This is a genomic window from Pseudomonas sp. DE0157 (genome assembly GCF_007678615.1).
Lineage (GTDB): Bacteria > Pseudomonadota > Gammaproteobacteria > Pseudomonadales > Pseudomonadaceae > Aquipseudomonas > Aquipseudomonas parafulva_B.
Window position 1 is genome coordinate 74382 of sequence record NZ_VEJN01000015.1, and the last position, 20150, is coordinate 94531.

A 20150-nucleotide genomic window follows, 5' to 3' on the forward strand; every position below is an offset into this window, starting at 1 on the left:
CGAGGTCACTGTGATGAAATGCGACCCCTCGCTCCTGTTACCTGCCAAGCCTGCCGTGAAAGCCCGCCTTGTTCGCCAACTGCTGTTACCCCCGCTGATCATCCTGCTGATGATCGGGCTGGGCATGGCCGGGTTCCTGATCAGCGAGAGCAACGGCATACGCGTGCTCAGTGAAAATGGCGAGCGCCAGTTGGAATTGCATGCGCGTACGGTCGAGAGCGAAATCAGCAAGTACACCTACCTTCCCAGCCTGCTGGAACTCGAAGACAGCGTGTCGCACCTGCTGACAGACCCTGATGGTGGCTCACGGCAAACCGTCAACGAATACCTCGAAGGCCTCAACCGGCGCAGCCGCAGCCGTGCGATCTTCGTGCTCGATACCCAAGGGCGGGTGCAGGCCACCAGCAACTGGCGCGATACCGACTCGTTCCTGGGCGAGGACCTGTCGTTTCGCGCGTATTTCCAGACCGCCGTGCGTGGCGAACCCGGGCGCTTCTACGGCATCGGCAGCACCACGGGCGAAGCTGGCTACTACTTGGCCCACGGGCTTGAGGAGCACGGCAAAATCATCGGCGTTGCCGTGATCAAGGTGCGTCTCGATACCCTGGAGGAACGTTGGCAGCGGGCCCGCCTGGAAGCGTTCGTCAGCGACGAGAACGGGATCATCATTCTTTCCAGCGATCCGGCTCGACGCCTCAAATCGGTGCGTCCACTGACCCCGCAAACCAAGGAGCGCCTGGCGCGCAGCCTGCAATACTACTGGTGGCCGCTCAATGAGCTGCAACCGCTGGGGCGCGAGACCCTGGCCGACGGGGTAGAAAAGCTGACCTTCCCGGCCAACAGCGAAACGGCCCAGGGCAACCCCGATGAGGTGGCCTACCTGGCCCAGACACGTCGTCTGGTCGATACACCCTGGCACTTTACGCTGCTCACGCCGCTTCAGGATCTGCGTCGCGAATCCATGGTGCAGGGCATCCTGGTCGGTGTGGCGTTTGCCTTGCTGACCATTCTGGGCATCGCCTGGAACGAGCGACGCAAAGTCATCGCTACCCGCCTGGCAGCCCGCGAGGCGCTGGAGCAAGCCAATAGCCAGCTCGAGCGCCGCATCGCCGAGCGTACGGCCGACCTGCGGGCCAGCAACGAACGGCTCAAGGGGCAGATACGCGAGCGCCGTCATGCCGAGCAGACCCTACGCCAGGCGCAAGACGAACTGGTTCAGGCTGGCAAGCTGGCAGCCATCGGACAGATGTCCACCAGTATCGCCCACGAACTCAATCAACCCTTGGCGGCGCTGCGTACCTTGTCGGGCAACACCGTTCGGTTCATCGAACGCGGCGCACTGGAGACCGCCAGTACCAATCTGCGTACCATCAATGGCCTGGTCGACCGCATGGGCCGCATCACCGCCAGCCTGCGTTCATTCGCCCGACGCAGTGACGACAGCGGCCAGGCCGCGGTGGCCAAGGCGGTCGAAGCCAGCCTGCAGGTGCTGGCAGAACGGATCAACAGCAGCCACCTGCAGGTGCACCGCCATTACCAGGACCTGCAGTTGGCCATCGACCAGACCCGGCTGGAGCAGATCCTGGTCAACCTCATCGGCAACGCCCTGGATGCCATGGCTGTCCAGCCCCAACCGGCCTTGTGGCTCGAAGGCGAACTGCAGGGGGATAAATACCGCTTGCAGGTGCGCGACAACGGCCATGGCATCGATCCAGAGGCACGCAAGCATCTTTTCGAACCGTTCTTCACCACCAAGCCGGGCGACAATGGCCTTGGCCTGGGCCTGACCCTCTCGGCTAGCCTTGCTGCGGCCGCCAAGGGCAGCCTCAGTGTCGAGCACCCTGCCAGCGGCGGCACAGCTTTCGTGCTGATCCTGCCCTTGGCCTCCACCCCCAGCGAATCGGCAGACTCTCCATGACCCAAGCGCCCCTTACCGTTCTGATCGTCGAAGACGACCCCCATGTCCTTCTTGGGTGCCAGCAGGCACTGGCGCTGGAGGACATCGGTTGCGAAGGCGTAGGCAGTGCCGAACAGGCGCTCGAGCGCATTGGCGATGACTTTGCCGGCATCGTGGTCAGCGACATTCGCTTGCCGGGTATCGACGGCCTGGAACTGCTCAACCGTCTCAAGGCGCGCGACCGCAGCCTGCCGGTGGTATTGATCACCGGGCACGGTGATATCGACATGGCCGTCGGCGCCATGCGCAACGGCGCGTATGACTTCATGGAAAAGCCCTTCTCTCCCGAGCGGCTGGTCGATGTGGTGCGCCGTGCGCTCGAGCAACGCGGCCTGTCTCGTGAAGTCTCGGCGCTGCGCCGCCAGCTTGCCGGGCAGAGCAGCCTGGAGGGGCGCATCATCGGTCGTTCGCCCGCCATGCAGCACCTACGCGAACTGATCGCCAACGTGGCCGATACCTCCGCCAATGTGCTGATCGAGGGTGAGACAGGCACCGGCAAGGAACTGGTGGCCCGCTGCCTGCATGACTTCAGCCGTCGCCAGGGCCAGCCCTTCGTGGCATTGAATTGCGGTGGCCTGCCCGAGAACCTGTTCGAAAGCGAGATATTTGGCCATGAAGCCAACGCCTTCACCGGTGCTGGCAAACGGCGTATCGGCAAGATCGAGCACGCCAACGGCGGCACGCTGTTTCTCGATGAAGTGGAAAGCATGCCGATCAACCTTCAGATCAAACTGTTGCGGGTGCTCCAGGAGCGCACCCTGGAACGGCTCGGCTCGAACCAGAGCATTCCCGTGGATTGCCGGCTCATCGCGGCGACCAAGGCCGACCTCGACAGCCTGGGTCAGAGCGGGCAGTTTCGCAGCGACCTGTATTACCGCCTGAACGTGGTGACCCTCGAACTGCCACCGCTGCGCGAACGCCGCGAAGACATCCTGCAGCTGTTCGAGCACTTCCTGCAGCAATCGGCGCTGCGGTTCGACCGTGAGACGCCCACCCTGGACAGCCAGACGCTGTCACGGCTGATGGCCCATGACTGGCCGGGCAACGTGCGCGAACTGCGCAATGTGGCCGAACGCTATGCACTAGGGCTGCCCGCCTTCAAGAAAGGCCCCACGGGCACCAGCAGCCAAGGGCTGGGCTTTGCCGAGGCCGTGGAGGCCTTCGAGCGCAACCTGCTCAGTGACGCCTTGCAGCGCACCGGGGGCAACCTGAGCCAGGCGAGCCAGGAGCTGGGCATGGCGAAGACCACGTTGTTCGACAAGGTCAAGAAATACGGTCTGGGTTGATGGACCGAGGCGCCGCAATAGATCACTCAATGGGCAAGGCACAGTCGACAGCGGCGGTAACATGAGGGAAACTCAACTCCAAGATGTTTACCCTCAGCCCTACCCTCGGAGTTAGCTGTGCTGGAGATCCGCCACCTGAAAACCCTTCATGCCCTGCGTGAAGCAGACAGCCTGGTCGAAGCGGCCGAGCGGCTGCACCTGACCCAGTCGGCCTTGTCCCACCAGTTCAAGGAACTGGAAGAGCGCCTGGGCCTGACGTTGTTCGTGCGCAAGAGCAAGCCCATTCGCTTCACCAGCGCAGGGCTGCGCCTGCTGCAACTGGCCGACGCCACGCTCCCCCTGCTGCGTGGCGCCGAGCGGGATATCGCCAGACTGGCCGGCGGCACTGCCGGTCGCTTGCACATGGCTATCGAATGCCACAGCTGCTTCCAGTGGCTGATGCCCACCATCGATCAGTTCCGTGATGCCTGGCCTGAAGTGGAACTGGACCTGGCCTCAGGCTTCGCGTTCGCGCCCCTGCCCGCCTTGGCCCGTGGTGACCTGGACCTGGTGGTGACCTCCGATCCCCTGGACCTGGCCGGCATTACCTACGTTCCCCTGTTCACCTACGAAGCCATGCTGGCGGTGGCCAACCAACATCCGTTGGCCAGCAAACCCTACATGGTGCCCCAGGACCTGGCGGACCAGACCCTGATCACCTATCCGGTGGAGCGTGACCGTCTGGACATCTTCACCCGCTTCCTGGAGCCAGCCGACATCGAGCCTGCGGCCGTACGCACCTCGGAGCTTACGGTCATGATGATGCAGTTGGTGGCCAGCGGCCGCGGCGTGTGCGGCATGCCCCATTGGGCCTTGCACGAATACAGCTCGCGCGGTTACGTCAAAGGCAAGCGCCTGGGCGAAAAAGGCCTGTTCGCAACACTCTACGCTGCCGTGCGCACCGACATGCTAGATGCACCCTATATGCGCGATTTTCTGCTGACGGCCAAAGACACTTCGTTCGCCACCCTCGACGGGGTCAGTGCGGTGCGCTGAGCAACTGGCGGTACAGCGGCAGGATCAGGTCACGGGTCAGGGGCGCCAGGGGCATTTCTGGCGTCTGGTCAGCGGCCAACCAAGTGATCTCCTCGATTTCGGCCGCCGGCATTACTGATGCCGCGCAGTCCACCCGGAACAACTCGGCCTGCACCTCGAACCCTGGCTCATTGGCTGCCGGAGCGCTGAACTGACCAAGGCGCACGGCCTTGGCGGGGTCGATCTGCAGGCCCAGTTCCTCGTGCAGCTCACGGGCCAACGCTTGAACCGGGGTTTCTCCGGCATCGATCTTGCCGCCCGGCTGCATGAATGCCTGAGTGCCGCGCTTGCGCACCAGCAGCGTGCGACCTTGCGAGTCCAGCAATAAGGCGGCGGCAATGCGGATGGTATTGGCCATGGGTGATCTCCCTGAAAATGGGCGGCGAGCATCCCATGCCTCCCCAGCCGTGACAAGGCTACTGCCAGGTTTGGACCTGGGCAGACGAATGGCCACTTGCCAACCCGGCCGGGACCCTTCATAACCTTCCCAATGACGCTTCCTGCCGCCAACCATCCCGTATTCGAGCTGTTCCATCCAGGCGTTGCGGCCTGGTTCTCAGACCGTTATCCGTCGGTGACCGATGCCCAGGCTCAGGCCTGGCCGCTCATCCAGGCCGGTCAGTCCGTGCTGCTGGCAGCGCCGACCGGCTCAGGCAAAACGCTCAGTGCGTTTCTGGCGGTGCTCGACCGGCTGTTTCGCCAAGGGCTGGAGCAGGGCGGCACATTGCCCGCCCACACGCAGGTCGTCTACGTATCGCCTTTGAAAGCCCTGTCCAACGACATCCGCTTGAACCTGCAAATACCGCTGGAGGGCATCCAGCGCACACTCCAGGCGCAAGGGCGCGCAGCCCCCACCATCACCACGGCGGTGCGCACTGGTGATACGCCCCAGAAAGAACGCATCGCCATGCGCAAACAGGCACCGCATATTCTGGTCACGACCCCTGAGTCCCTGTACGTGCTGATGGGTTCGGCCTCTGGGCGTGAAGGCCTGCGTACGGTGCACACCGTCATCGTCGATGAGATCCATGCCCTGGTCGGCAACAAGCGCGGTTGCCACCTGGCGCTGACCCTCGAACGCCTGCAAGCGTTGTGCGACCGTCCGCTGCGACGCATCGGCCTGTCTGCTACCCAGCGTCCGGTCGAGCGGGTGGCGCAGTTTCTGGTGGGCAGCGGGCGCGCCTGTGCCATCGTCGATGTAGGGCACGCCCGCCAGCGTGACCTGGCCATCGAAATCCCACCCGTGCCACTGGGGGCAGTGCTCGACCAGGATGCCTGGGGGCTGGTGTACGATCGTCTGGCCGAACTGGCCCGTGCGCATCGCACCACCTTGGTGTTCGTCAACACCCGGCGGCTGGCCGAGCGCATCACCCGTCACTTGAGCGATCGGTTGGGCGCGGCTGCGGTGGCCGCTCACCACGGCAGCCTTTCCAAGGAAAGGCGCCTGAGCGCCGAGCAGCGCCTGAAGGCGGGCGAGCTGCAGGTGCTGGTGGCCACGGCCTCGCTGGAACTTGGCATCGACATCGGCGACATCGACCTGGTGTGCCAGATCGCCTCACCCGGCTCGATCGCAGCGTTCCTGCAGCGCGTGGGGCGTGCAGGACATCAGGTGGACGGGGTGCCCAAAGGACGGCTGTTCGCGACATCGCGAGACGACTTGATCGAGTGCGTGGCGCTGCTCGATTGCGTGCGCCGCGGCGAGTTGGATGAAGTGCAGGTACCGAAGGCCCCGCTGGATGTGCTGGCCCAGCAGATCGTCGCCGAGGCCAGCAACCAGCCCTGGCACGAGCGAGCGCTGTTCGACTGCCTGCGCCAGGCCATGCCGTTCGAAACGTTGGCGTACGAAGATTACGACGCCTTGCTTGGCATGCTTGCCGAAGGCTACAACGGCCGCCAGGGCGTGCGCGGGGCCTACCTGCACCGTGATGCCGTCAGCGCCATGGTGCGAGGGCGCCGTGGCAGCCAACTCACCGCCTTGACCAGTGGCGGGACGATTCCCGACAACGCCGACTACGCCGTCGTGCTCGAACCTCAGGCGCTGAACATCGGCAGCGTCAACGAAGACTTTGCCGTGGAGAGCATTGCTGGCGACATCTTCCAGCTAGGCAACGCGTCTTATCGCATCCTGCGCGTGGAGGCCGGGCGGGTCCGGGTCGAAGACGCCCACGGCCAGCCCCCCACGATTCCGTTCTGGCTGGGCGAAGCCCCTGGCCGCAGCCGCGAGCTCAGCGCCGCCGTGGCCAGGCTGCAAGGGCAGATCGATGAGCGCCTGCAACACGCCGATGGCTCGCTGGCGCATGTGCTGGCCTGGCTGCAAGCCACATTCGAACTGGACGCCAGCTGTGCCGAGCAGTTGCTGGACTACCTGGCCCGCACCCAGCAGGTATTGAGCGCCCTGCCCTCCCAGGACACCCTGGTGATGGAGCGTTTCTTCGACGAGTCAGGCGGCACGCAGCTGATCATCCATTCGCCGTTCGGTAGCCGCATCAACCGCGCCTGGGGTTTGGCCCTGCGCAAGCGGTTCTGCCGTACCTTCAATGTCGAGCTGCAAGCGGCAGCCAGTGAAGATGCCATCGTGCTGTCGCTGTCTACCAGCCACAGCTTTGCCCTCGACGAGGTGTGGCGCTACCTCGACAGCCGCAGCGCCGAGCAGGTGCTGATCCAGGCTGTGCTCGATGCCCCGCTGTTCGGTGTCCGCTGGCGCTGGAACGCGGGTGTGGCCATGGCCTTGCCGCGCTTTGCCGGTGGTCGCAAGGTTGCACCGCAGATCCAGCGCATGAAGAGCGAAGACCTGATCGCCTCGGTGTTTCCCGATCAGATCGCCTGCCTCGAAAATCTGTCCGGCGAACGGCACGTACCGGACCACCCGCTGGTTCGTCAGACCCTCGACGATTGCCTGCACGACGCCATGGATTGCGACGGTTGGCTGGCGTTGCTGCGGCGCATGGAAAGCGGTGCCGTGCGCCTGCTGGCGCGCGACCTGCCGGCGCCCTCGCCGCTGGCGTCAGCCATTCTCAACGCCAGGCCCTACACCTTTCTGGATGACGCCCCGCTCGAAGAGCGCCGTACCCAGGCGGTGCTCAATCGCCGCTGGGCGGATGTGCAGTCAGGTGATGAGCTGGGTGCGCTGGATGCGGACGCCATTGCGGCAGTGGCAGCCGAGGCCTGGCCGCAGCCGGTCAACGCAGATGAAATGCATGAAGCGCTCATGAGCCTGGGCGCCATCAGCCAGCCCGAAGCTCAGGCAGGCGCACGCTGGCGTACGCTGCTTGATCAGCTTGCCAAGCGGGGCCGAGCCGTCTACCTGCCCGAGCAGAAGTTGTGGCTGGCCCGTGAGCGCCTGACGCTGTTGCAAGCCGTCTACCCCGATTGCCGCCTGGCGCCCGTGGTCGAGCCACTGCCAGGCTTCGATCAGCCAGTGGACCATGACCTGGAGCTGCCCGAACTGCTGCGTGCCCGGCTCAGCGGTCATGGGCCTGCCACCGTTGCCCAGCTTGCGACGCCGCTGGGCAAGTCCATCGCTGATGTGGAGCAGGCATTGGCCCGGCTCGAGGCCCAAGGCCATGTGCTCAGGGGGCATTTCAGCCCAGATGCAATTGACACTCAATGGTGCGAACGCCACCTGCTGGCGCGTATCCACCGCTATACCGTCAAACGTCTGCGCCGGGAGATCGAGCCGGTCAGCCTGCAGGACTTCATGCGTTTCCTGTTCCACTGGCAACACCTTGATCCGGGGCAACGGTTGCAAGGGCCGCAGGCGCTGCCTGTTGTGCTGGCCCAACTGCAGGGGTTTCCAAGTGCGGCCGGGGCGTGGGAAGCCGAAGTGCTGCCTGCACGCGTGCGCGATTACAGCCCCAGCTGGCTCGACGAGGCCTGCCGCAGCGGGCAGTTCGCCTGGAGCCGGTTGGCAAGTACCGTGTCAGCCAGCACGGTGGCCAGCACGCCCGTGGTGTTGCTGCCTCGCGAACACCTGCAGCTGTGGCGAAGCCTGGCCCCACCCCCGTGCCTCGACACCTTGGGACCACGTGCCCAGCGGGTGCATGACGCCCTGAAAACCCGGGGTGCACTGTTTTTCGACGAGCTGGCCCAAGAGGCCCGCCTGCTCCCCAGCGAACTGGAAACGGCCTTGCAGGCGCTGGTTGGCGCTGGCCTGGCCAATGCCGACAGCTTCACCGGGCTGCGTAGCCTGATCGCGCCGGCCGCCCGGCGCACCGCGCGTCGGCCGCGCTTCGGTCACCTGCCCTTGTCCAGCAGCATGGCTTATGCAGGGCGCTGGGCCCTGCTGCCGCGCAGCGAAGCCGCGCCGGATCAGGATCAGCACATCGAAAGCATCGCTCGCCTGCTGCTGCAGCGCTACGGGGTGATGTGCTGGCGCCTGCTGGCGCGTGAGAGCGATGCGTTGCCGCCCTGGCGTGACCTGCTGCGCTGCTACCAGCGCCTGGAGGCGCGTGGGGAAATCCGGGGTGGGCGCTTCATTGCCGGGTTGTCCGGCGAGCAGTTCGCCTTGCCCGAGGCCGTGGCCATGCTGCGCCAGGTTCGCCGGCAAGCGGCGGACGGCACGTTGGTTCTGGTCAGTGCCAGCGATCCGCTGAACTTGATCGGCACGTTGCTGCCGGGGGCCAAGGTACCGGCCACCAGCGGCAACCGACTGCTCTACCGCGACGGCGTACCGGTGGCTGCGCGGGTGGGCAAGCGCTACGTCTATCTGGTCGAAGCTTGCGCAGCGCAGCAAACGCTGTGGCGACAGCTGCTGCTGCGCGACACGGCCTTTGCAGCGACGGACAAGTTGGCTATGGTCGGGGCTCACCCCAGGCCGTGAGCCTGACCGAGCCATCGCAAGGACCCTGTATGAGCCTGTCACTTCTCAGCCGTTATGCGGTGTTCGCCGTCTGCATCGTGTTTACCCTGGCCACCCTGCCATTGATTCATCACCACTGGCTTTGGCCGTTCACCCTGACAACAGGCTTGCTCAGCCTGATAGGCCTGTTCGACCTGTTGCAAAAACGCCACGCCGTGCGTCGCAACTACCCGATCCTGGGCAATATTCGCTACCTGGTGGAAACCATTCGCCCGGAAATCCGCCAGTATCTGCTCGAAGCAGACAGCGACGCCCTGCCCTTCTCCCGTGCCCAGCGCTCGCTGGTCTATTCCCGGGCCAAGAACCAGGTCTCGGACAAGCCGTTCGGCACCCTGATCGACGTCTACGCGTCGGGCTTCGAGTTCATCGGTCACTCCATGCGCCCGGCGCCTCTGGCTGACCCGGCGAGCTTTCGCATCACCATCGGCGGCCCGCAGTGCAGCCAGCCGTACTCAGCCTCGATCTTCAACATCTCCGCCATGAGTTTTGGCTCGCTCAGCGCCAACGCCATTCGCGCGTTGAACCAAGGCGCGAAGCTGGGCAACTTTCACCACGACACCGGTGAGGGCAGCATCAGCCCCTACCATCGCGAGCACGGCGGCGACCTGGTATGGGAACTGGGCAGCGGGTATTTCGGGTGCCGTACCTCGGACGGTCGTTTCGATCCGCAGGCATTTGCCGCGCAGGCGCGCAGCCCGCAGGTGCGCATGATCGAGGTCAAGATGAGCCAGGGCGCAAAGCCTGGGCATGGCGGCATTCTGCCCAAGCACAAGGTCACCCAGGAAATTGCCGACACCCGCGGCGTGCCGCTGGGCGAAGACTGCGTCTCGCCGTCGCGGCACAGCGCGTTTTCAACACCCATCGAAATGATGCAGTTCCTCGCCCAACTGCGTGAGCTGTCGGGCGGCAAACCGGTGGGGTTCAAGCTCTGCCTGGGTCACCCGTGGGAATTCATGGGCATTGCCAAAGCCATGCTGGAAACCGGCATCCTGCCCGACTTCATCGTGATCGATGGCAAGGAAGGCGGCACCGGGGCCGCCCCCGTGGAGTTCACCGACCATATCGGTGTGCCGCTGCGCGAAGGCCTGTTGTTCGTGCACAACACCTTGGTGGGCTTGAACCTTCGCGACAAGATCAAGCTCGGTGCCAGCGGCAAGATCGTCAGCGCCTTCGACATTGCCAGCGTCCTGGCCATCGGTGCGGACTGGGCCAATGCTGCGCGGGGGTTCATGTTCGCCATCGGCTGCATCCAGTCCCAGAGTTGCCACACCAACAAGTGCCCCACCGGCGTGGCCACGCAGGATCCGCTGCGCCAGCGTGCCCTGGTGGTGCCGGACAAAGCCGAACGGGTGCTCAACTTCCATCGCAACACCCTGCGTGCCTTGGCCGAAATGCTGGCTGCTGCCGGGCTGGAACACCCGTCGCAGCTCGAAGCCAAGCACTTGGTACGCCGCATTTCAGCCACCGAGATCAAGCTGTTCTCGCAAATGCATGTGTTCCTAAAGCCCGGCGAGCTACTGACCGGCGAGGTCGATGGGCAATTCTATTCGCGTATGTGGCAACTGGCCCGGGCGGACAGCTTCGAGCCCAACAGCGAGGTAGCCGCCTGAATGCTTGAGCGCGGCCAAGCCGCGCACCCGCTTTATTGCGCAGTTTCCACAAAATTTTCACATACCCGGCGCAACGTCTAAGCTCCAGGCAAGCAAGATGAAAATACCTGGTTGGATAGACGATTATGGGCGCACTGTGGCAAACGGAACCAAACACCAAGCAAGCCCCCGCACAAACGCCTGCCGAGACGCCAGAACCCAAGTCCCCTCGTCAGCGCCGGCTATGGTGGCGCCTGATCATCCTGATTCTGCTGGTGGCAGCTGGCGCGGTCGGCTTCGCGGCCTATGAAGAGTTCCGCACCTCCGAGCTGCAATCGCGCGAGTTCAGCAAGCTGGCAAGCACCTTGACTTACTCGCTGCAGCCCGGCCCCAGCGATTCGATCGTGTACCCAGGCGAAGGGCCGTTCGACAAGCGCCTGGGCTACAGCTCGCTCGGCGAGTTCCTGCCCCGCCTGCTCAAGCGCGATTACCTGATCAGCCAACAAGTGCGGTTCTCGCCGGCGCTGGTCAACTACGTCGATCATGGGCTGTTCGCGCCCTACATCGAAAAGGTCCAGGCAGGCCTGGCGATCACCGATTGCCGGGGCGACATGCTGTACCAGTATCAGTATCCCCAATACCTGTACCCGGACTTCGCCTCGATTCCCTCGGTGGTGGTCAACAGCTTGCTGTTCATCGAGAACCGCGACCTGCTCGATACCCGTGATCCGCGCAACAACCCGGCGGTGGACTGGCCCCGTTTCGCCAAGGCGGCCTACAGCCAGATCGCGCGCTACCTGGCCCTGCCTGGCCAATCTGCCGGTGGCAGTACCCTGGCTACCCAGCTGGAGAAGTATCGCCATTCACCTGACGGGTTGACCGTGTCGGGCGCCGAGAAGATCAGGCAGATGATTTCTGCCAGCGTGCGCGCCTACCAGGGCGGGCCGGACACCACCGAGGCGCGCCAGCGCATCGTGCGTGACTACCTCAACAGCGTGCCGCTGTCCGCCGTGCCGGGTCATGGAGAGGTGCACGGTATGGCCGAAGGCCTGCGCGTGTGGTACGGGGCAGACTTCGAGCAAGTCAACAAAGCGCTCAATGACACCGCCACGGACGCACAGAGCTTGGCGGCCCGTGGCCTTGCGCTGCGTCAGGTGCTGTCGTTGATGATCGCCCAGCGCCGGCCCTCGCACTACCTCTCCAAAGGGCGCCTCGAACTCGCCGAGCTGACCGACGCCCATGTCCGGGTGCTGGCCGCGAACCAGATCATCCCTCAGGCGCTGGCCGATGCCGCATTGGCCAGCAAGGCTGTCTACCGTGACTGGGTCGCGCAGCCGACCATCGTGCCGATCGTCACCAACAAGGGCATCAGCCTGGCCCGCAACCGTCTTTCGGCCATGCTCAACCGCCCGCTGTACGACCTCGATCGCCTGGACCTTTCTGCCACCAGCACCTTGCAGGCTGACTTGCAGCTGCAAGTCAGCGAGTACCTCAAGCATCTGGCCGACCCGGCCTTTGCCGCGCAGATCGGCCTGATCGGCGAACGTCTGCTGACCGCCAAAACCACCGACCAGGTCAGCTACAGTTTCACCCTGTTCGAACGCACGGCCGATGGCTCACGCGTGCGGGTACAGACGGACAGCACTGACCAACCCTTCGACATCAACGAAGGCAGCAAGCTGGAACTGGGGTCCACCGCCAAGCTTCGGGTGCTGACCACTTACCTGGAAATCGTCGCCGAGCTGCATGACAAGTACGCCGGCAAGCCTGTGGCCGAGTTGAAGAACGTCGAGGTCGCCGACCTGGATGTCATCAGCCGCTGGTCACTGGGCTGGCTGATGCAAAACAGCAAAAACCAGAGCCTGGATGCCATGCTCGATGCCGCCCTTGAGCGCAAGTACTCGGCCAGTACCGGAGAATCGTTCTTCACCGGGGGCGGTATGCACGTGTTCAACAACTTCCGCAAGGAAGACAACGGCCGCAACCCTACCCTCAAGGACGCCCTGCGCGAATCGATCAACCTGCCGTTCATCCGCCTGATGCGCGACGTGGTGCGCTACGTCACCTATCAGCAGCCACTGAACGCGGTGCCGCTGCTCAAGGATGATGCTGACCCGCGCCGGCAGGAGTACCTGGCAAAGTTCGCCGACAAGGAAGGGACAAGCTACCTGATGCGTTTCTGGCGCAAGTACCAGCGCAAGACCTCGCAGCAGCGCCTGGACACCTTCCTCGACAGCATGCGCGTGACACCCCAACGTCTGGCGGCCGTGCACCGCTACCTGTTCCCCGAGGCCGGTCAGGCCACGTTTAACGCCTTCGTACGGGCCCATAGCAAAGACAGCAAGCTCGCACAAAGCAAACTGACCGACGATCGCCTGGTACAGATGTACGATGCCTACGGCCCGGGGCGTTACAACCTGCCTGACCAGGGCTTCATCGCCAAGGTCCACCCGCTGGACCTGTGGCTGCTGGGTTACTTGCTCAAGCATCCGGCATCGACCTTGAGCGAAATGATCAACGCCAGCCGCTTCGAGCGCCAGGAGGTCTACAGCTGGCTGTTCAAGAGCCGTCACCAGGGCGCACGGGACAGCCGTATCCGAACCATGGTGGAAATCGAGGCGTTTCTCGACATTCACCAGCGCTGGAAGCGGGTCGGCTATCCCTTCGATCACCTGGTCCCGTCGCTGGCGACTGCTATTGGCAGTTCCGGTGACCGGCCTGCCGCGCTTTCCGAACTGGTGGGCATCATCCAGAACGACGGTGTACGGCTGCCGACACTGCGCATCGATACCCTGCACTTTGCAGCGGATACGCCCTACGAAACCAAACTGATCAGCGACCCGGACCGTGGTGTGCGGATACTGCCGGTCGAAGTGGCGCGAGCCCTCAAGGGCGCCATGTCGCAAGTGGTGGACGCGGGTACCGCGCGGCGCATCTCCGGCAGCTTCATGCTCAAGGACGGCACGCCTCTGGTCATGGGCGGCAAGACCGGAACGGGCGACAACCGCATCGAAAGCTTTGGCGCCGGGGGCCGCCTGATAGGGTCACGGTCGCTGAACCGTACCGCGACGTTCGTGTTCTTCCTGGGCGACAACCACTTCGGCACCTTGACCGCCTTCGTGCCTGGGCGCTCGGCGGAGGCCTTCAAGTTCACGTCTGCGTTACCGGTGCAGGTGCTCAAGGGCATGGCGCCGATCCTCATGCCGTACTTGCAGCCTGGCAACCCTAACGAATGCATCCCCCCACAGCGGTCAAACGCCGTCGCGGGTTCACCTGAGGATGTATCGAACGGGTAGATAAGAATCATCAGCATTTGTGGCTTGCCTAAGATACATCTTGAGTACTATCTTGAGATATATCTTAAACAGGCACTTTCCAGCATACGCGATTCTGAGTACTTCGAACGCGGCCCTCGGGTGTTCGCCCCGGGCGATCTGAAACTACTGCTGCTCTCACTGTTGGGCGAACAGCCAGGACACGGTTACGACCTGATCAGGCAAATCGAAAAGCGCTTCGATGGCAGCTATACGCCAAGCCCAGGCGTGATCTATCCCACGCTCAACTTTCTGGAGGAGGCCGAACTCATCCAGGGCCAACCTCAAGGCAGCAAGCGGCTGTACACCATTACCGACACGGGTCGCAGCGCCTTGACCGAGCAGGCCGTGGCACTGGACGGGTTACGCGTGCGTATCGAAGTCAGCAAGCATGCCCTGCGGGGTCACGACCGCCCTGCTGAGATTCACGAGGCCGTGGGCAATCTGCGCCACGCCTTGCACATGCACCATGGCCGCTGGACACCCGAGGAAATCGAGCGAGTCCGCGACCTGCTCAACGTAACCGCCAAGGCCATCGCTGGCGGCCCCCATGCCCCTGACCAGGAGAGCGTCGATGAGTGAAGCCATTCACCGCGTCAACCACGAGATTCGCCAGCGCCGCCTGAACGTGCTGCGCGTGACCGACCTGACCCCGCGAATGCGGCGCGTGACATTGGGCGGCGCTGAGCTGCAGGGCTTCATCAGCCTAGGCACGGATGACCATATCAAGCTGCTGTTTGCCGAGACTGCCGAGCAGCAGCAAGCCATTGATGCCCGGGCACTGGGTCGGGAAGGTGGCGAGCGGCCCATCATGCGCGAATACACCCCCCGGCGCATCGACTTGCAGGCCAACGAACTGGACATCGACTTCGTGCTGCACGGCGATGGCCCTGCTTCGACCTGGGCGGCGCAAGCGGCACCGGGGCAAACCCTGGATATCGCCGGGCCGCGCGCCTCGATGGTGGTCCCGGACATTTTCGATGCCTACCTGCTGATCGGCGATGAAACCGCCTTGCCCGCCATCGGCCGCCGTCTTGAAGCCCTGCCTGCGGGGCGACGGGTGGTGGCCGTCATCCAGGTTCACGATGAGCAGGAGCGTCAGCCCTTGCCGAGCCAGGCGCAGGTGGACGTGATCTGGTCGGTACGGGGGCGGGACGACCTGGTGGCCACGGTCGAGGCTTTGCCATTACCCGAAGGGGCCTTGTACGCCTGGGTGGCGCTGGAAAAGAGCCTGACGCGTGAGGTCAAGACGCTGCTGATCAGCAAAGGCGTAGCCCAAGACGCCCTCAAAGCCGCCGCCTACTGGCGCGCGGAAGGTTCAGCGAGCGATGACTGAAAGGGGCCGGGGCGGCCGGCCCGGCGCCTCGGCAATGTTCGTTGCGAAGCTCAAACCCCAGGGCAGCCTGAGAAGCTCGAATGACGGCACGCCCTTGCTCACCCCGCCCGCCACCTGTCCAGAATGAGCAGCACCCCGGCAATTGCCCAAAACCCTGCCAGCACACCCAGCGCATTGATCATCACCTGGCCGTACCCCAAGGTGGCGACGTCGATGAAAGGATAGGCGTAGACGCCAATCTCACTGCCGCGCCACAACGCATAGGCGAAATAGACGGCAGGATAGAACGCCCATAACCCAAGGTGGTGCAGCCGTAACCGCCCCTTGGGCACCTCGAACCACCAATACAAGACGTAAAGCGCTGGCATGACGTCATGCAACAGCTCGTCTGCCAACCATTGCCAACCCTCCGGCTGCCACAGATGGCGCAACAAAAGGCTATACGCCAACGCCACCAGCACGATGCTCGCCGCCACTGCCGAGCTGACCACAGGAGACAGGAAAAAGCGCTTGCTCGCCCCTTCCCGGCCAAATGCGGCGTAGCTCAGGACAGTGGCCACCAGCGTATTGGTCAGCACCGTGAAGTAGCCGAACACGTTGATCAGCCCACCTATCAGGCTCGCCTGCTCCTGCCATCGCCCCCACAACACCAAGTACACCTGCACGCTCAGGCCCAGCCAGCCCAGCATGGCCAGGGTGCTCAACCACGGGTGACGCCGCATGTCAGGCCTGGCGCTGCAGCTTGATGTACAGCTGCTCGACCTTCTCGCGGGCCCATGGGGTCTTGCGCAGAAAGGTAAGGCTCGACTTGACCGTCGGGTTGCTCTTGAAGCAGCGCACATCAATGCGCTCGGCCAGCCCCTGCCATTGATAGTGGGCGACCAGCTCGGTGAGGATCTGCTCGAGGGTCTTGCCGTGCAACGCGTTGTGTTGGGCAGTGCTCATGCCAAGGCTCCGGTACAAAGATGCGCACCTTACACCAGTGCAGGCATCGTCGCGCACCCTGCGCTGGACAAATAAGGCTGGCGGCGTGGGACACGGCTGTGCTGAAATAGAGATGTTATATTGTAACAATTAACATCTCTGCCAAGGATCGCTACAGCTCATGGTGCACTCACCGCTTCGCCTGTCTCCGCTTGCACTCGCACTTTGCATGGTCACCTCCTACAGTCAGGGGGTTGAACTTTCGCCCCAAGTCATCACTGCCAACCCGCTAGGCAGCGCCCAGTTGGCCAGCCCCAGCACGGTGCTGGAAGGCACCGACCTGCTGCAACAACAGCACAGCAGCCTGGGGGAAACCCTGAACCGACAGCCAGGTGTGGCCTCCACTTGGTTCGGGCCAGGGGCCAGCCGCCCGATCATCCGAGGCCTGGACGGGGATCGCATTCGCCTGCTGCGCAATGGCGTAGGCGCGCTGGATGCCTCGTCGTTGTCCTACGACCACGCCGTGCCCCTTGACCCCGTCACCGTCGAACGCATCGAGATCGTCCGGGGCCCCGCTGCCCTGCTGTATGGTGGCAATGCCATTGGTGGCGTGGTGAACACGTTCGACAACCGCATTCCTGATACCCCTATCGACGGCATCCAGGGAGCCGGCGAGTTGCGATACGGTGGCGCCGACACCACACGCAGCAGTGCCGGCAAGCTGGAGGCCGGCAACGGCGCCTTCGCTTTGCACGTGGATGCCAATGCCCGTCAGTACAATGACTTGCGCATCCCAGGCTTTGCTCGCAGCGCTCAGGTACGCGATGCCGACACCCCAGGCAGCAAGCATCGCCTGGAAAACAGCGACGGTCGCCAGGACGGCGGCGCGCTGGGCGGTGCCTATCACTGGGACCACGGTTATGCTGGCCTGTCCTACAGCCGTTATGACAGTAACTACGGTTCGGTGGCCGAGCCCGGCGTTCGGCTGGACATGGAGCAGGACCACTATGCTTTCACCTCGCAGTTTCGCGACCTGGACGGCCCGTTCAGCTCGGTGAAGCTCGATGCCGGGTATACCGATTACCAGCACCGTGAAATCGAAGAAGGCGAAGTCCACACCACGTTCAAGAACAAAGGCTACGAGGCCCGTGTCGAGGCCCGCCACCAACCCCTGGGTCCCGTCGAAGGTGTGCTGGGCGCGCAGGTCAGCCGCAACGAATTCTCAGCCCTGGGCGAAGAAGCGTTCGTGCCGCATACCGATACCGACACCCTTGCACTGTTCCTGCTGGAGCAATGGCACGCCACTGATCGGTTAGACGTGAGCCTCGGGGCTCGGATGGAACACACCCGCGTCGACCCGGACGGCAAGGGTAACGCGCAGTTTGCAGAAGCCGACAGCGCCAGTAGCTTCAATGCCTTTAGCCTGTCGTCGGGCGCCGTGTATCAACTTGACTCGATCTGGTCGCTCGCCGCCAACCTGGGCTACACCGAGCGGGCGCCCACCTTTTATGAGCTCTATGCCAACGGCGCGCATGTGGCCACCGGGGCCTATGAAGTGGGCGATGCCAGCCTGAGCAAGGAAAAGGCGTTCTCGGGGGACTTGGCACTGCGCTTTGACAACGGCACGCACAAAGGCAGCGTGGGCGTTTTCTACAGCCATTTTCGCAACTATATCGGCCTGATCGGCACCGGCAACCTGCGCGAAGGTCACGATCATGAGCATGAAGGCGAAGACCATGATCATGACCATGACGGCATTCCCGAATACCAGTACCAAGGTGTTCGAGCCCGCTTCTACGGCATCGAAGCGCAAGACCGGTGGCAGTTGGCGCAGAACCGCTATGGCAGCTTTGCGCTTGAGCTGTCGGGTGACTATACCCGTGCCAAGAACCTCGATTCCGGCGAGCCCCTGCCACGAATCGCACCGTTGCGCTTGAACAGCGGGCTGGTGTGGGAGCTTGACCGCTGGCAGGCGCGGGTGGACGTTGAGCACGCCGCCGCTCAACACCGCAAGCCGGCCAATGAAACCCGCACCGATGGCTATACCACCCTGGGCGCCAGCGTGGGGTATCGCTTCGACGTGGGCCACAGCCAGTGGCTGGCATTCGTGCGTGGCGAGAACCTGACGGATCAGACGGTGCGTTATGCCAGCTCGATCCTGCGCGATATCGCACCTGCGCCGGGACGAAGCGTGGAAGTCGGCCTGCGCACCACCTTCTGAGGTAGCCCGCTCGCCATGATGGGACGCATGGGGCGTCATCCGCCCCATTCAGCCGCACTGTTACTCAAGGGGTAACAATGCACTGCGACATTTTGTCTTTTTTTCCCGCGCTTTACCCTATATCCTCCCCGCCGCAAGCTGAATCGCTTCACCCAACCCCCTTTTTCGTCAACCCATTGCCAGGGCTGCCTGTCGATGCGCTTGCCGTTTTTCCAACAACCAGAAGATAGCGCTACCTCATGCTTCAACTGCCAAAATCCTGCTACCTCGGCCTCGCCCTGGCGACCCTGGCCAACGCAGCCCATGCCAACGAGCCATTTGCCAGTGACTCTCCCTGGATGTTTGGTGACTGGGCCGGGCACCGTACCGCCTTGCTTGACCAGGGTTACGACTTCACCTTGGGCTACACAGGCGAAATGGGTAGCAACCTGCGCGGTGGCTACGACCACGACCGCACTGCCCGCTACAGTGATCAGTTCACCTTCGGCAGCCACATGGACCTGGAAAAGATCTTCGGCTGGCACGACGCCGAATTCCAGCTCACGGTCACCGAGCGCCACGGCCAGAACATCAGCAACGACCGCATCAATGACCCCCGCGTGGGTGGCTTCACCTCGGCGCAGGAGGTATGGGGCCGCGGCCAGACTTGGCGCCTGACGCAGCTATGGGTCAAGCAGAACTATTTCGACGGCGCGCTGGACGTCAAGTTTGGCCGCTTTGGCGAAGGCGAAGACTTCAATAGCTTCCCCTGCGACTTCCAGAACCTGGCCTTCTGTGGCTCTCAGGTGGGCAACTGGGTAGGCGGCATCTGGTACAACTGGCCCGTCAGCCAGTGGGCCTTGCGCGTGCGTTACAACCTCAGCGACAGCCTCTTCGCCCAGGTTGGCGTATTCGAGCAGAACCCGTCCAACCTGGATTCGGGCAACGGCTTCAAACTCAGCGGCAGTGGCACCCAGGGCGCCGTCATGCCAATCGAACTGGTGTGGAGCCCGCGCATCAAAGGCATGAAGGGGGAATATCGCGCCGGGTACTACTACAGTAATGCCAAGGCAAGCGATGTACTCAAGGATAACGACGGGCAGGCGGCAGCGATCAGCGGTGCCGCCTACCGCAGCAGCTCAAGCAAGCACGGCGTGTGGCTGGGCGCCCAGCAGCAGGTGACTGCGCTGGCATCGGACGGCTCGCGTGGTTTGAGCGTATTCGCCAACGCCACGATGCATGACAAGAAAACCAATGCCATCGACAACTATGTGCAGGCTGGACTGGTATTCAAAGGGCCGTTCGACAGGCGGGCCAAGGACGACATCGGCCTTGCAATCGCCCGTGTGCATGTCAACCCGGCCTATCGCAAGAATGCTCGGCTGGCCAACCAGGCCGCTGGGCTTTACGACTATGACAACCCAGGCTTCTTGCCCGTACAGGACACCGAATACAGCGCTGAGCTGTATTACGGCATCCATCTTGCCGACTGGCTCACGGTGCGACCTAACCTGCAATACATCCGCCACCCCGGAGGCGTGTCGCAGGTCGACAACGCCCTGGTCGGCGGCTTGAAGATTCAAAGCACTTTCTAAAAACACATACCAAACGG

13 protein-coding genes are annotated in these 20150 nt (G+C 63.4%); 10 read left to right on the forward strand and 3 right to left on the reverse strand.

The genetic code is table 11. The features are described 5' to 3' along the window. Positions 1 to 13: 13 nt before the first annotated feature. From FS777_RS17340 to metR, 3 genes are all read left to right on the forward strand, one after another. Entirely contained in the window at positions 14 to 1918 is a 1905-nt protein-coding gene (locus tag FS777_RS17340) for an ATP-binding protein (protein WP_058639300.1), read from the forward strand. Continuing rightward, positions 1915 to 3243 (forward strand): sigma-54 dependent transcriptional regulator, encoded by a 1329-nt coding sequence (locus FS777_RS17345; protein ID WP_027915364.1) that lies wholly within the window; start codon positions 1915 to 1917, stop codon positions 3241 to 3243. Before FS777_RS17340 ends, FS777_RS17345 begins: the two co-directional genes overlap by 4 nt. Positions 3244 to 3360: 117 nt before the next feature. Next, positions 3361 to 4278, forward strand: coding sequence for a transcriptional regulator MetR (metR, locus tag FS777_RS17350; protein WP_023535218.1), 918 nt, complete (start codon positions 3361 to 3363; stop codon positions 4276 to 4278). Here the strand turns inward: metR and FS777_RS17355 are convergent. Next, positions 4262 to 4675: an NUDIX domain-containing protein gene (locus FS777_RS17355; RefSeq protein WP_078478093.1), complete on the reverse strand. Its 414-nt coding sequence runs from the start codon at positions 4673 to 4675 to the stop codon at positions 4262 to 4264. The two genes, metR and FS777_RS17355, sit on opposite strands and share 17 nt — an antisense overlap. A 132-nt stretch (positions 4676 to 4807) precedes the next feature. Here FS777_RS17355 and FS777_RS17360 point away from each other — a divergent pair, with 132 nt between their 5' ends. The 5 genes from FS777_RS17360 to FS777_RS17380 all read left to right on the forward strand — a co-directional run bounded on the left by FS777_RS17360 (position 4808) and on the right by FS777_RS17380 (position 15414). Further along, a complete protein-coding gene (locus FS777_RS17360) occupies positions 4808 to 9136 on the forward strand; it encodes a DNA glycosylase AlkZ-like family protein (protein WP_145256646.1) in 4329 nt (1442 codons plus the stop codon). A 29-nt stretch (positions 9137 to 9165) separates the two neighbouring features. Beyond that, the gene (locus FS777_RS17365) at positions 9166 to 10785 is read left to right on the forward strand and encodes an FMN-binding glutamate synthase family protein (RefSeq protein ID WP_145256649.1); all 1620 of its coding nucleotides are present in this window, start codon (positions 9166 to 9168) and stop codon (positions 10783 to 10785) included. A 125-nt stretch (positions 10786 to 10910) separates the two neighbouring features. Further along, entirely contained in the window at positions 10911 to 14060 is a 3150-nt protein-coding gene (locus tag FS777_RS17370; protein WP_145256652.1) for a transglycosylase domain-containing protein, read from the forward strand. 57 nt (positions 14061 to 14117) lie between these two features. Then, positions 14118 to 14660 carry a PadR family transcriptional regulator gene (locus tag FS777_RS17375; RefSeq protein WP_145256667.1) on the forward strand — a complete coding sequence of 181 codons (543 nt, stop codon included), beginning with the start codon at positions 14118 to 14120 and terminating at the stop codon, positions 14658 to 14660. Then, a complete protein-coding gene (locus FS777_RS17380) occupies positions 14653 to 15414 on the forward strand; it encodes a siderophore-interacting protein (protein ID WP_078478088.1) in 762 nt (253 codons plus the stop codon). Before FS777_RS17375 ends, FS777_RS17380 begins: the two co-directional genes overlap by 8 nt. Positions 15415 to 15512: 98 nt before the next feature. Here the strand turns inward: FS777_RS17380 and FS777_RS17385 are convergent, their stop codons facing one another. Beyond that, on the reverse strand, positions 15513 to 16136 hold the full coding sequence (locus tag FS777_RS17385) for a Pr6Pr family membrane protein (protein ID WP_058605196.1): 624 nt from the start codon (positions 16134 to 16136) through the stop codon (positions 15513 to 15515). Between the two features lies 1 nt (position 16137). After that, positions 16138 to 16359, reverse strand: a complete 222-nt coding sequence (locus tag FS777_RS17390; protein WP_027915371.1) for a VF530 family DNA-binding protein — start codon at positions 16357 to 16359, stop codon at positions 16138 to 16140. 160 nt (positions 16360 to 16519) lie between these two features. Between FS777_RS17390 and FS777_RS17395 the strand changes: the two genes are divergently transcribed. Both FS777_RS17395 and FS777_RS17400 read left to right on the forward strand, forming a co-directional pair. After that, entirely contained in the window at positions 16520 to 18559 is a 2040-nt protein-coding gene (locus FS777_RS17395; RefSeq protein WP_145256655.1) for a TonB-dependent receptor, read from the forward strand. A gap of 239 nt (positions 18560 to 18798) precedes the next feature. Next, positions 18799 to 20133 (forward strand): carbohydrate porin, encoded by a 1335-nt coding sequence (locus tag FS777_RS17400; RefSeq protein ID WP_145256658.1) that lies wholly within the window; start codon positions 18799 to 18801, stop codon positions 20131 to 20133. Positions 20134 to 20150 lie beyond the last annotated feature (17 nt).